This window comes from Pseudomonas marginalis, from assembly GCF_024169655.1.
Classification (GTDB): Bacteria; Pseudomonadota; Gammaproteobacteria; order Pseudomonadales; family Pseudomonadaceae; genus Aquipseudomonas; species Aquipseudomonas paraveronii.
Genome location: NZ_JALJWV010000001.1, coordinates 2,170,929 through 2,183,801, shown reverse-complemented (window position 1 = coordinate 2,183,801; position 12,873 = coordinate 2,170,929). Strand labels below are relative to the sequence as shown.

Genomic DNA, 12,873 nt, shown 5'->3' with positions numbered 1-12,873 from the left:
CCAGCGCGGCCGCAAAGGCTCGCGGCACTTAATAGCGATAGGTGAAATACAGTTCCAACGCACTGAAGGTCTGGTCGTCACCAAATACCTGCTTGGCAGCGGCCAGTGGTTTGACCCAGTTATAGGACAGCGACGTATAAAACGACGGCGTTGGGGTCCAGTCGAGGAATATCACGCTCTCATCGGCAAAGCGCCGATCACTGACCGCTGCGCCCATGTAGTTTTTCTCGTCGAGCCAGAACTGGTAGTGAATCGCGCCGAGGGTCAGGGTCTCGTTGAGGTGGGTCTTGAGCGAGAACTGTTGGACATTTTCGTTGCTGTTGAACAGCAGGTAGTTGCCGACCACGTCGCCGACGAGCCACGTGCCCCAGTCGACGAAGCCCTTGCTCAGCGGGTCCCAGGCTTTCTGGCGGTTATCGCTCGGGTTGTCGTCACCGGAAAAGCTCGCGTAGCGATAACCGATCACGGGCGTCAACGGCAACGCGCTGAAGGCATAGTCGGCCTGGCCGTACCAGGCGTTGGCATCGTAATCGACCCCCTCGCCGCTACCGCGCTCCAACGCGTACTCCGCATTCAGGGTCAATGCCTGTACGCCGGGCACCTTGGCATTGAGCGCGCGGAGGTTGTACACCTGCATGCCGTCGCGACGACGAGGCAGCGTACTGCCTTTTGGCCCCAGGGCGTTGACCCGCATGGCCATGGCACCCAGTGTCACTTGGTCATCGACGTTGTAATCGAGGTTGACGCCGGTCATGCGGAAATCACCCAGGTCATCGTCGGTGCGCAGGGTGAATGCCTGAGACTTCAACGCGCCATGCTCCCAGGCCAGAATCGCCGAATCCTTGAAGGCGGTTCGAGGCCCCGACCAGTAGGCGCCGTCCTTGAGCTGGTCCAGGTTACCGTCCATGACGATGAACCCCGTACCGACCATGTAGTTCTGGCGGCCAGCCGTGAACGTCCACTCACCGGCGCGGAACCCGCCGTACAGTTCTTCAGCGGCAACCTTGCCGTCGGAACTGCGGGTAAAGCCGCCCGCATCGCCATCGCCGAACGTGCTTGCCGCGACCAGCGAACCGCCAGCCAGCAGGCTGAAATCGGGTTGCAACGCATACTCGAGTTTGACCCCAGGCTTTACGTAGAACTCTTGCCAGTCGATCTTGGTGCCGCCATTTTTACTGTTGCGCGCATCGACCCGGCCGCTGCCGAAGTTGACGCCACGGGTTGATAGCGTCGCGCCCCCTACGGTGAGGTTGACTTCGCCTTTGAGATCGCCGTCCTCAAAGGTGTAGCCCGCCAACGCGACGTGGGTGGTCAAGGGTAAGCCGACCGCTAAGAGCGCTCGAGAGAAACGCTTGATATAAACCATAAGAAGCTCCTGTGTGATTATTGTTGTTACAGGGCAGTCAATGGCGACGCAAAGCGCCGCCAACACCTGGCAAAGCCAGGTGAATAGAACGCAAGACTCTTATTTTTCGGGGTGTCTCAGTGACTCAGGTGAGCGCTGATAGCGCGCAGCATGCGCACGCTATCGGCATCGAACGGGCCGACGGCATCGGTCAACGACGATTGCTTGACGATCACCACGCCGGAGGGCTTGTCGATGAACAGGTACTGACCGTGGATACCGCCGGCCATCAGGGCCTGACTGTGATCGTTGAACACGTACCACTGGCTTCGATAGGAAGCACCCGGTGTCCAGTTGGAGAACTCGGCATTTTGCGCGTAGATCGCGGGATCCCCGCCGGCGGCGATACGTGCCACGGTCTCGGGCGACAGCAACTGCCGCCCTTCATGACAGCCATCGTTGGCCAGCAGACGGCCGAAGCGCGCCATGTCTCTTAACGTCGCACTGAAACCCGCCCCGGCGACGTTACGCCCCCAGGGATCAGCCATGAAATAGCCGTCGCGATCACAGCCCAACCGGCTCCAGATTTCCCCCAACAACTGACTGCAGGCCTTGCCCGAGGCGCGTTCCATGACCCACGCCAAGGCTTCAGTGGTCGCGGTCACATAATGGAAAAAACCACCGTGGCTAGCGCGTTTTTTGAGGGACGGCAGGTACTGGTACAACGACTCGAATTGGACGTATTGCGCCGGTGCCGGTTGAAACCCGCAGGCGTAACCGTACTGCGAGCTCTCCGAGTTGGGATCGTCATACACCTCGCTGTAGTCGATGCCCACGGCCATATCGAACAACTGGCGCACCGTCGCATCGCCAAACGCGCTGCCCACCAACTCGGGCACGTAGTACGCGGCGGGTAACCCAGGCTTGAGCACGCCACTGCAAACCAGGTGTTCGCCAAGGGTGCCGATCAGCGACTTGGTCACCGAAAACATGATGTGCCGGTCGCAAGCCTGCTGACCGTTGAAGTAGCGCTCGAACAAGACTGTGTCGCCCTGCATCACCAAAAAGGCGTCGGTCTGGCTGGCGTTGAGGTGATCGATAACGCGGATGCTCAGCCCACACTCACTGTCGAAACACAGCTCGTCCAGCGCTTTGGGCGCCTGCTTGAGCGAAGCGACCGGCCCTGGACCCGCCGGTACGTCAATGGTGGGGCGCAGTCGCGCCAGGTTGCGGAACCCCCACTGGCTGAAGGGCGGACGCATCCAGTTGTGCCACGTGACTCGGTGTTTCGGCTCGGCGGGAAAGCCATGCATCAGCAAAGGGGCCACGCAAGTGGCCGACGACGATTCAGTGGCCTCGACGTAAAGCGTCGCAAGAAAAGACGGGGGTTGATGACTCATCGGGAGATAACCCTGGAGATGACTCTGCATGAAAGCAGATGCACAGAAATAATTACCCGATATTTATTTTTAGTCAATAAAACTTTTTACTCGATAATACAACCTCCACTGTCTCCGCATCGAGCTGATTGCCTGCTGTGAGTGCCACCTTCGGCGACCTGAAAAGCACGATCCACACCGGTCTCGGAAATCAACGGCGGCCGACGCGCGCAGACCCCGGTGAAAAATGCGCGGTATGACGCTACCGTGCCTGCGCGTTTACCGCCTGTGGCACGCTCAGTCAAATCTGGCCGTTGCACTCAAGCATTGCGTCTGCCCGGGCACTACAGTCGAAGTGCCAGGGGTGTTAACCCCCGCTCACAATTCCAATAATAGAGCCATCGCAATGAACTTGACTCGATCCCTGCCGGCTTGCCTGGCACTCAGCCTCATCGCCTTTACCGTGCACGCCGCCGATGGCCCACCACCGCCCACGGTCAGCCAACCCAGCGGCATCAACCTAGGCGGCACCAGCTTCTACGACGGGTTCGCCGGACCACCCGGGCTAACGCATCAGACCTATCTGAAGTTCAGTACGGCCAGCAGCATTCGTGACAATGGCGGCAAGGACAACCGCAACTTCGATAACCCGAAGATCAATGTCATCAGCTTGATCAACCAATTCAGCTATTACTCACCCGACACCATCGGCGGCGGCGCGCACCTGGGCTGGAGCCTGTTGGTACCCGTGATCTCACTGGACGGCGAGTTTGGCGACAACGGCGCCAAACTCAAGGACAACGGCGTCGGCCTGGGCGACATCACTGTCGGCCCGCAGATCCAGTTCGATCCGATCGTCAACGCCGAAGGCCGCCCGGTGTTTGTGCAGCGCGTGGCCTTCGATACGATCCTGCCCACCGGCAAGTACGACAAACACAAGGACTTGAATACCGGCTCCAATTACTTCTCCTTCAACCCCTACTGGGCCGCGACCTTGATGCCGGCACCGCGCTGGGAAGTGAGCTGGCGCCTGAATTACTTGTACAACTTCAAGAACAACGACCCGGCAAGCAGTTCGACGCAGGTTTTTGAAGGACGGCCGGTGCGCGACACCCAATCAGGGCAATCGGCCTGGGCCAACTTTACGGCTTCGTATGAGGTGTTCCCGAAGGTTTCAGTCGGGATCAACGGCTATTACTTCAGGCAGATTTCGGATGACCAGGTCAACGGCGACCGCCTGAGTAATTCTCGCGAAAAAGTACTGGGCATTGGTCCCGGCCTGTTCTGGAAAATGACCGAAGACAAGGCCTTCTGGCTCAATACCTATAAAGAGACCGGCGTGGAAAACCGCAGCAAAACGGATTACGCCGTGCAAGTCCGCTATGTTCACAAGTTCTGACTGAGGTGATGTGTGATGAATGCGCTCGACTCCATCGACAGCAAGAAATCACTGGGCGCTATTTGCCTGATGATGGTCATTTCCCTGGGAACGCTGCAGATCCAGCCGATCCTGGGCGGCGCGCTGATTGATCAACTGGGGCTGCCGCTCAATGCCATCGGCGCGATCTTCGCCGCCGAGCTGATAGCGATGGCAATGGCCTGCGGCGTCTGTGCGCTGTTTATGGCACGGGTCGACCGCCGCCGCTTTGCGCTGGTTGCCTTGCTGATCCTGGCCGCCGGCAACCTGGCAAGCACGCAACTGCACAGCCAGACTTGGCTGGTGGTGTTCAGGATCATCTGCGGCGCCAGCGGGGGCGCGGTCATGGCGGTGGTGTATGCGACCGCTGCGCTGCGCAGGTCGAAAGACGCGACGTTTGCCGTGATCAATATCGGTAACCTGCTCTGGGGCATGCTGCTGGTGACGTCCATGCCCACGCTCTTGCAGGCGTTTGGTGTGCAGGGCGCGTTTTGCTTGCTGGCCATCACCAGCCTGCTCGCGGCGCTGGGTTGCTGGAAAATCCCCAGGCACTACCCTGATGCCCATCGCATCGCCCATGGTGCGGCTCAGCCGTTCGGGCTGACCTCTGTGCTGTTGATCATGCTGTTTGCACTGTTGTTTTTCGGACACTCGGCGCTGTGGGTGTATCAGGAACGCATTGGTAAAAGCATTGGCCTGGAGCCCCAGCAAATCGGCGCCATCCTCGGCGGCAGCATCCTTGCCGGTGCCCTGGGCGCCGGGCTCTCCGGGCTGTTGGGGCGCCGTCTGGGCCTGTTGTTTCCGCAACTGCTGAGTTTTGGTACCGCGTTGCTGGCGACCCTGGTCATGGTCTACGGCGACAGTACCGTCGCGTTTGCCGCCACCGCGTGCCTGATCCATATGGTGTGGTTTTTCAGCCTGCCCTACCTGCTGTCGATGGCGGCCGAACTGGACCCTTCCGGTCGATTGGCCGGCCTGGGCAATGCGGCGATTTTTGTCGGTCAAGGGCTGGGGCCGTTTGGCGCCGCGCTGGTGGTCGGCGAAGGGCATTTTCGGGCGGTGGGATGGCTGGCAGCCTCGGCGTATGTCGTGGCCTTGATCATTTCGTGCCTGGTGGTGGCGCGCTTTCGTCGAGGCGTCAAACCGCGCACACCGGCCCTGTCGCCGCAATCTGCCTGAATACCCTGCCCTGACGTGAACCCACTGGATCAATGAGATGACGCGATGAATATTCCATTTCCCCAAACCCCCGAGTTTTCCGGCGCGCTGTACGCCCCCAGCCGCGTAGAGGGCGAGGTGTACGACCTTGAGATCGAAGGCGGCATTCCCGAGGCGATCCGCGGCACCTTTTATCAAGTCTCGCCGGACCCGCAATACCCGCCCATGCTGGGCACCGATATCTTCTTCAACGGCGACGCCATGGTCAGCGGCTTCTATTTTGCCGATGGCAGGGTCTCGCTGCGTCGGCGCTATGTGCTCACCGATCGTTTGGTCGCCCAGCGCCGTGAAGGGCGTTCGCTCAACGGCGTTTATCGCAATGCCTACACCAACGACCCGCTCGCGGCAAAAAACAACACCACGGCAAACACCTCCGTGATCCCGCACAACAACGTGCTGCTGGCACTCAAGGAAGATGCCATGCCGTGGGCGCTGGACCCACACACGCTGGAAACCCTCGGCGAGTGGAATTTCGACGGGCAGATCGAGTCAGCCACCTTCACCGCCCATCCCAAGCTCGACCCGTTGACCGGAAACCTGCTGGCCTTCAGCTACGAAGCCAAAGGCGACGGCACACCGGACATGGCGTATTTCGAAATTTCACCGCAGGGCAAACTGCTGCACCAGATCTGGTTCCAGGCGCCCTACGCCGCGATGGTCCACGACTTCGCGGTCACCGAGCACTATGTGGTGTTCCCGCTGATCCCCCTGACGGTGGACGTCGAGCGCATGAAAAAAGGCGGCCAGCATTTCCAGTGGCAACCCGAGCTGCCCCAACTGTTTGCCGTGGTGCCGCGCCACGGCGACGCGCGCGACGTGCGGTGGTTCAAAGGGCCCAAGGACGGCTTCCAGGGCCATACCCTGAATGCGTTCGACGAAGACGGTAAGGTCTATCTGGACATGCCGGTCACCGGTGGCAACGTCTTCTACTTCTTCCCCCAGGCAGACGGTTTCGTACCGCCGCCGGAAACCCTGGCGGCCAGCCTGATGCGCTGGGTCTTTGACCTGAGCAGCGCACAGGACGAACTGCAACCGCAGGCGCTGACGGACTATCCCTGTGAGTTTCCCCGTTGCGATGACCGTTACATCGGTCGCAAGTATGAACACGGATTCCTGCTCGCCTTTGATCCGGAGCGGCCCTATAACTCGGCGAATGGACCGATGCCGTTTCAATTCTTTAACCTGCTGGCTCACATCAACCTGACAACCGGCGTCACCGATGCCTGGTTTCCCGGGGACAGCGGGTGCTTTCAGGAACCCATTTTCATTCCACGCTCCGCTGAGGCCGCGGAAGGCGATGGCTACGTGGTCTGCCTGCTCAACCTCATTGCCGAAGGCCGCAGCGAGCTGGTGGTGCTGGACTCCACTGACATGGCGGCCGGCCCCATCGCCCGTATCAAAGTCCCATTCCGTATGCGCATGTCGCTGCATGGCTGCTGGGCACCGCGCTAAAGCGGCATAGCGTTCCCCCCCTCCTCCAATCGCCACGCCCGTAGCCATCCACTTGCTGGAATGGCACGGGCTGTTTGGCGTTTCGGGCCGCGATCCGATCACCGAACAGAAAAAATTCATTTATTCCGAAATGCAGGATTTCTACAAAAATCCCACTTTACAGGATTAATTCGCAAGACTAGATTAAGTCCATTGCAGTCCACCCCCGCTCCCCTTTCCGAGAGGACACTTCATGAAATTCGCGAGCTTTATCGTTCAAGGCCGTACCACCTACGGCGTGGTTGAGGGTGCTCAGGTGATTGACCTGGAATCGGTCAAACCCACCTTTGGCACCGACCTCAAGCAGGCCATCGCCATCAATCGCCTGGGTGAACTGACGCCGGCCGTCCTGGCCCCGCTGCCACGCGTAGCATTGGCGGACGTCACGTTCCTGCCGGTGATCGAGAACCCGGGCAAAGTGCTGTGCATCGGCATCAACTACGCCACCCACGTGCGTGAAACCGGTCGTGAAATGCCGACCTACCCGATGATTTTCACGCGTTTCGCCGACAGCCAGGTTGCGCACCTGCAACCGATCATTCGTCCGAAGGCTTCGCACAAGCTGGATTTCGAAGGCGAACTCGCCGTGGTCATCGGCAAAACCGCGCGCCACGTCAAGGCCGCAGATGCGCTGGAGTATGTGGCCGGTTATGCCTGCTACAACGATGGCAGCGTCCGTGACTGGCAGAAGCACACCATCCAGTTCGTGCCGGGCAAGAATTTCCCGGACACCGGCGGCTTCGGTCCCTGGTTGGTGACCTCAGATGAGATCGGCGACCCGCAAGACCTGGAATTGACCACGCGCCTGAACGGCCAAGTGATGCAACACACCCGCACCAGCGACATGATTTTCGACGTGCGCCACCTGATCGAATACTGCTCCACCTTCACCGAACTGGCGCCCGGCGATGTGATTGTCAGCGGCACCACCGGTGGCGTCGGCGCATTCCGCGAACCGCCGGTATGGATGAAGCCCGGCGATACCGTCGAGGTCGAGATCTCGGGCATCGGCATCCTGCGCAACAGCATCGCCGATGAGCAGTAAGCCATGAAGTTATTGCCTGAATCAGAGCACCTGCCCGAGCAGGACGCCGATAGCAAAGGCTCAAGCCTGGAACGCATGCTGCGGGTGCTGGACTTATTTACCGAGGCCAGCCCGATCTGGGCGGTCGACGAGATGGGCGCTGCGCTGGGTTACACGCGGTCGACCATCTACCGCTACGTGCGCGAGTTGGCCGAGGCGAACCTGTTGTTTCAGGTCGAAGCCGGCCGCTACGCGCTGGGCGCGCGGATTATCACCTGGGACCGCCAACTGCGCCTGAGCGACCCGCTGGTGCGCGCAGCACACGCCCTGGAGCAGGACCTGCCACGCTGGAGCGAGCAACAGGTGTGGCTGATCTGTCGACTGTTCAAGGACCAGGTGGTGTGTATCCACCAGCACGGCGACTTGTTCAGCGAGGTCAGCTACTCCCGTGGTTCACCCCGCCCGCTGTTCCGCGGCGCGACCTCCAAGGCGATCCTCGCCAACATGACGTCGCGCCAGCACAGCCAGCTGTTTCTGGAAAACCCCGATGAAGTGCGCGCCAGCCATCTGGGGCAGACCTGGGAACAGTTCCGCCGCTCGCTGCAGCAACTGCGCCGTCAGGGGTATGTCGCCAGCGCGGCTGAAATTGATCCCGGCGTCTACGGCCTCGCGGCACCGATCTTCGACAGCGACGGCAAGGTGGTCGGCAGCATCAGTTGCCTTCGTCCGATTCAGGAGCGCGACAACGCACTGGAAGCGCAACAAGGGGCACACATGCAGGCCCTCGCGCAGGCGTTGTCGCAGCGCATGGCGACGCTCACCCACCACCCCGCGTAGCCAGACTGAAAACTTTGGAAGGGAATAACAATGACAACCCTCAACAGCTTCAGCACCCAAGTCTTGATCATCGGTGCCGGTCCTACCGGACTGACCCTGGCCAACCTCCTCGGCCAGGCCAATGTGGACACCCTGATCATCGACCGCAAACCCGGCACCGTGACCGAACCACGCGCCGTCTCGATCGACGATGAATCCTTGCGCACTATGCAAGCCATCGGGCTGGATGACGCCGTGTTGCGCGATGTGGTGCCCGGCTATGGCGTGCATTACTTCACCCGCGCGGGCGGGCGTTGCTTCGGCAAGGTCGAGCCCACCGGCAGGTTATATGGGTTTCCCAAGCGTAATGCGTTTCGCCAGCCGCTGTTCGAAAGCACGCTGAAGGTCGGCCTTGAACGTTTTGCGAACCTGACAGCGCGCTTCAATCACGAACTGCTCGAGTTCACTCAAGACCCGCATGGCGTGCGCGCGTTGATCAAGGATGCCGATGGCCAACTGCTCGACGTCAAGGCCAGCTACCTGATCGCCTGCGACGGCGGTCGCAGCCCGGTGCGCAAGCAACTGGGGATCGAGATGGTAGGGTCGAGCTTCTCCTCACGCTGGCTGGTGGTCGATACCGACCAGGATGACGACCCCTTCTGGCAGACCCGCGTGTATTGCGATGCCCGCCGCCCGGTGGTGGAAGTGCCCGGCCCGCACCGTACTCGGCGCTTTGAGTTCCAGCTCAAGTCGGGCGAAACCGATGCGCAGGTGCTCAGCCCCGAATGCCTGCACACGCTGCTGCGTCCGTTCAAGGGCGATGCCCCGGTGTCCATCGTGCGCAAGACGGTCTACACCTTTCATGCCCGCGTCGCCGAGCGTTGGCAGGTCGGCCGCGTATTTCTTGCCGGCGATGCCGCGCACTTGACCCCACCCTACGCCGGGCAAGGGATGAACAGCGGCGTTCGCGATGCGCACAATCTGGGCTGGAAGCTGATCGCCGTGCTCAAGGGCCAAATGGCCGCGACCGCCCTGCTGTCCTACGAAAGCGAGCGACGCGACCATGCCTGGGCCTTGATCAAGCTGGCCCTGAACCTTGGCGTGGTCATGGCGCCGGCCACCGTGCTGCGGGCGCGCCTGATCAGCACGGCATTCGCATTAATCGGCCTGGTGCCGCCGCTGCGCGATTATTTCCTGCAAATGCGCTTCAAGCCCAAACCACGGTTTACCAAAGGCCTGGTATTGCCCGAAGGCAAGGCCGGGAAGCTGGCCTGCGGGCAAATGTTTGCTCAGCCATTGCTGACCGATGCCCAAGGCCACACACAACTGCTGGACACGACCATCGGTGCCGGTTTTGCCCTGATCCAATATGGCGACCCGACCCACCAACGCCTTGATGAACTACGGCACGGTCTGTGGGACCACCTGGAGGCCAAACGCATCCTGATCCTGCCCGCGCACGTTCAGACGCTGCCGTCGATCCCCGGCTGCACCGTGCTGCAAGACCGTGAGAACGCGCTCAAGGAGCTGCTCGGCGACAGCCAGAAGTTTCTGCTGCTGCGCCCGGATCGCTATGTCGCCGCCATCTTCGACAGGACCACGCACGATCAGGTCGCCGAATCCTTGCAGTCGTTGTTCGGCATCACGCTGACAAGCCACTGCGCAGCTGAGCCGGGCATGGCGCCCGTCTACCCCTGAACCTTCAGACCCAGAGGTGTTTATGCAAACCTTGCAGACTTCCACCCCCGCCCGCCTGTGCTACCTGCACCTGGCGAGCAAAGATCCACAGCAGCAAGTCGACTTCTATCGGCGCCTGCTGGACATGGACGGCCTGGCGCAGGCTGACGGCAGTTGGCTGCTCCAGGGGCCTCAACGGGCCATGCTGATCTCGCCCGCCGACCATAGCGGCCTGCTCGCGGCGGCGTATGACCTGGGCAGCCAAGCGCACTTGAGCGCACTGCGCACGCGCCTGCTCGGCAACGGTTGTAACGTCGAAGCGCTCGACTCGCCGCTGCTGGAAACGGGTGCCTTTCAAATCCGTGACCCCCAGGGTCGACAAACCCTATTTGGCGTGTCTCGCGGCGCGTCCACGCTCGACCGCAACGGCATGCCGGGCCGCCTGCAACATGTGGTGTTCCAGACCACGGAGCTGGAAGCGATGATCGACTTCTACGTCAACACCGTGGGCTTCACCGTCTCGGACAATGTCGTCGACGAGCAAAGCGGCCAGCTCACCACCTGCTTCCTGCGTTCGGACGATGAACACCATTCCCTGGCGTTCTTCCGCGGGTCGAAAAACGAGTGGGATCACCACTGTTACGAAACCAACGAATGGAACGACATTCGCGACTGGGGCGACCGCTTCGCCAAGGAACGCATCACCTTGTTCTTCGGCCCGGGACGCCATGGCCCAGGCAACAACCTGTTCTTCATGGTGGTCGATGCCGACCGCAACCGCCTGGAGTTCTCGGCCGAGCTGGAGATCACCGAGGCCACGCGCCCGCCTGGCGTCTGGCCGCAGGAGGAATACACCCTCAACGCCTGGGGACGCGCCTGGATCCGAAGCTGAATACGCACAACCTAAAGGGTCTGCCCTCACCCACCCTCAATCGACGCGGCTACCTGCCTCTAAGGTAAGACTATGACAACTCCAATACTCGCGGCCTACGCCATCAACGGCGATCAATACATCAACGGCACCTGGCGTGCAGGTCGTTCTGCACGACGCCTGGACGACCGTAACCCCTTCAACGGCGAAGCCTTGCTGGAAATGCCCCTGGCCTCGGTGGCCGACCTGGATGACGCCTACCAGGCTGCCCAGCGCGCGCAAACCGACTGGGCAGCGCTGCACCCGACCCAGCGCAGTGCGCAGCTGGAAAAACTCGCCCAGGTCATCCAGAACCGCAGCGAAGAAATCATCGACTGGCTGATCCGCGAGTCCGGCAGTACCCGCATCAAGGCGGGCATGGAGTGGCAGTTCACCCTCAACCTGGTTCGCGAGTGCGCAACGCTGCCGATGCAGGTTGAAGGCCGGATCCTGACCAGCTACAAGCCTGGCGAACAGAGCTTCGTATTTCGCGAGCCGCTGGGGGTGGTCGGTGTAATCAGCCCGTGGAACTTCCCGCTGTACCTGAGCATGCGCTCGGCGGTGCCGGCCCTTGCGCTGGGCAATACCGTGGTGCTCAAGCCCGCCAGTGATACGGCAGTTACCGGCGGCCTGTTGATTGCCCATCTGTTCGAAGAAGCCGGGTTCCCGGCGGGCTCGCTGAACGTGGTGGTCGGCGCGGGTTCGGAGATTGGCGATGCGTTCGTCGAGCACCCGATACCGAGCCTGATCTCCTTCACCGGCTCCACCGACGTGGGACGCAATGTCGGGCGCATCGCCACCGGCGGCAAGCACATCAAGCGCGTGGCCCTGGAGCTGGGCGGTAACGCGCCGCTGGTGGTGCTGGAAGATGCGGACATCGAGATAGCGGCGCATGCCGCAGTCGTCGGACGCTTCCTGCATCAGGGCCAGATCTGCATGAGCGTCAACCGGGTCATTGTCGACCGCTCGCTGTATGCCGACTTCGCGGCCCTGGTGGTGGAGCGTGTACGCAAGCTCAAAACCGGTGACCCGGCCAAGGCCGACACGGTGATCGGGCCGGTGGTCAACCAGAGTCAGCTCGATGGTCTGCTGGGGAAGATCGCCGCCGCCGAGCGCGCCGGTCTCAAGCAGTTGTGTGGCGGCCAGGCTCGCGGGCTGGTGCTGCCGGCCCATGTCTTCGGCGAAGTGAGCCCCGACCAGGCCTTGGCCCGCGATGAAACCTTCGGGCCGTTGCTGCCGCTGCTGATCGCCGACAACCAGGCCCATGCCCTGGCGTTGGCCAATGCCAGCGAGTACGGTTTGTCCAGCGCGGTGTTTACCCGTGATATGGCGCGCGGCCTGAGTTTTGCCCGTGGCATCGTGGCGGGCATGACCCATATCAACGACATCACCGTCGATGATCAGCCCAACGCACCGTTTGGCGGCGAAAAGAATTCCGGTCTTGGGCGCTTCAACGGTCACTATGCACTGGATGAGTTTACCCGGGCCCATTGGGTCACCTGGCAAGCCGGGAGCCATAATTACCCTTTCTGATCGTCTGTCCGGAACGGGCAAGGCTCACACCTTGCCCCTTCAGCCCAAAACAAAAAACAAAAG

At 61.2% G+C, this 12,873-nt stretch carries 10 protein-coding genes; 8 read left to right on the top strand and 2 right to left on the bottom strand.

The genetic code is table 11. The annotated features are described in order from the left end of the window. Window positions 1–28: 28 nt before the first annotated feature. Window positions 29–1,366 carry an alginate export family protein gene (locus J2Y83_RS09820; protein ID WP_253394792.1) on the bottom strand — a complete coding sequence of 446 codons (1,338 nt, stop codon included), beginning with the start codon at window positions 1,364–1,366 and terminating at the stop codon, window positions 29–31. A gap of 116 nt (window positions 1,367–1,482) precedes the next feature. Beyond that, on the bottom strand, window positions 1,483–2,745 hold the full coding sequence (locus tag J2Y83_RS09815) for a serine hydrolase domain-containing protein (protein ID WP_253394787.1): 1,263 nt from the start codon (window positions 2,743–2,745) through the stop codon (window positions 1,483–1,485). 385 nt (window positions 2,746–3,130) lie between these two features. Between J2Y83_RS09815 and J2Y83_RS09810 the strand changes: the two genes are divergently transcribed. From J2Y83_RS09810 to J2Y83_RS09775, 8 genes are all read left to right on the top strand, one after another. After that, the gene (locus J2Y83_RS09810; RefSeq protein ID WP_253394781.1) at window positions 3,131–4,123 is read left to right on the top strand and encodes a SphA family protein; all 993 of its coding nucleotides are present in this window, start codon (window positions 3,131–3,133) and stop codon (window positions 4,121–4,123) included. 15 nt (window positions 4,124–4,138) lie between these two features. After that, a complete protein-coding gene (locus J2Y83_RS09805; RefSeq protein ID WP_253394777.1) occupies window positions 4,139–5,320 on the top strand; it encodes an MFS transporter in 1,182 nt (393 codons plus the stop codon). Window positions 5,321–5,365: 45 nt separating this feature from the next. Next, window positions 5,366–6,811 (top strand): carotenoid oxygenase family protein, encoded by a 1,446-nt coding sequence (locus tag J2Y83_RS09800; protein ID WP_253394775.1) that lies wholly within the window; start codon window positions 5,366–5,368, stop codon window positions 6,809–6,811. 232 nt (window positions 6,812–7,043) lie between these two features. Further along, entirely contained in the window at window positions 7,044–7,895 is an 852-nt protein-coding gene (locus J2Y83_RS09795) for a fumarylacetoacetate hydrolase family protein (RefSeq protein WP_253394773.1), read from the top strand. A 3-nt stretch (window positions 7,896–7,898) separates the two neighbouring features. Then, the gene (locus tag J2Y83_RS09790) at window positions 7,899–8,711 is read left to right on the top strand and encodes an IclR family transcriptional regulator (RefSeq protein WP_253394771.1); all 813 of its coding nucleotides are present in this window, start codon (window positions 7,899–7,901) and stop codon (window positions 8,709–8,711) included. 30 nt (window positions 8,712–8,741) lie between these two features. Further along, window positions 8,742–10,388, top strand: a complete 1,647-nt coding sequence (locus tag J2Y83_RS09785) for a bifunctional 3-(3-hydroxy-phenyl)propionate/3-hydroxycinnamic acid hydroxylase (protein WP_253394769.1) — start codon at window positions 8,742–8,744, stop codon at window positions 10,386–10,388. Between the two features lie 22 nt (window positions 10,389–10,410). Next, window positions 10,411–11,259: a VOC family protein gene (locus J2Y83_RS09780; protein ID WP_253394767.1), complete on the top strand. Its 849-nt coding sequence runs from the start codon at window positions 10,411–10,413 to the stop codon at window positions 11,257–11,259. A 72-nt stretch (window positions 11,260–11,331) separates the two neighbouring features. Next, window positions 11,332–12,810 (top strand): aldehyde dehydrogenase family protein, encoded by a 1,479-nt coding sequence (locus J2Y83_RS09775; RefSeq protein WP_253394766.1) that lies wholly within the window; start codon window positions 11,332–11,334, stop codon window positions 12,808–12,810. Window positions 12,811–12,873 lie beyond the last annotated feature (63 nt).

What these genes read in the sequence shown, in the direction of transcription:
- J2Y83_RS09790 (WP_253394771.1), top strand. Translation starts at nt 7,899, where the DNA reads ATGAAGTTATTGCCTGAATCAGAGCACCTGCCCGAGCAGGACGCCGAT.
- J2Y83_RS09805 (WP_253394777.1), top strand. Translation starts at nt 4,139, where the DNA reads ATGAATGCGCTCGACTCCATCGACAGCAAGAAATCACTGGGCGCTATT.
- J2Y83_RS09795 (WP_253394773.1), top strand. Translation starts at nt 7,044, where the DNA reads ATGAAATTCGCGAGCTTTATCGTTCAAGGCCGTACCACCTACGGCGTG.
- J2Y83_RS09815 (WP_253394787.1), bottom strand. Translation starts at nt 2,745, where the DNA reads ATGAGTCATCAACCCCCGTCTTTTCTTGCGACGCTTTACGTCGAGGCC.
- J2Y83_RS09780 (WP_253394767.1), top strand. Translation starts at nt 10,411, where the DNA reads ATGCAAACCTTGCAGACTTCCACCCCCGCCCGCCTGTGCTACCTGCAC.
- J2Y83_RS09775 (WP_253394766.1), top strand. Translation starts at nt 11,332, where the DNA reads ATGACAACTCCAATACTCGCGGCCTACGCCATCAACGGCGATCAATAC.
- J2Y83_RS09800 (WP_253394775.1), top strand. Translation starts at nt 5,366, where the DNA reads ATGAATATTCCATTTCCCCAAACCCCCGAGTTTTCCGGCGCGCTGTAC.
- J2Y83_RS09810 (WP_253394781.1), top strand. Translation starts at nt 3,131, where the DNA reads ATGAACTTGACTCGATCCCTGCCGGCTTGCCTGGCACTCAGCCTCATC.
- J2Y83_RS09785 (WP_253394769.1), top strand. Translation starts at nt 8,742, where the DNA reads ATGACAACCCTCAACAGCTTCAGCACCCAAGTCTTGATCATCGGTGCC.
- J2Y83_RS09820 (WP_253394792.1), bottom strand. Translation starts at nt 1,366, where the DNA reads ATGGTTTATATCAAGCGTTTCTCTCGAGCGCTCTTAGCGGTCGGCTTA.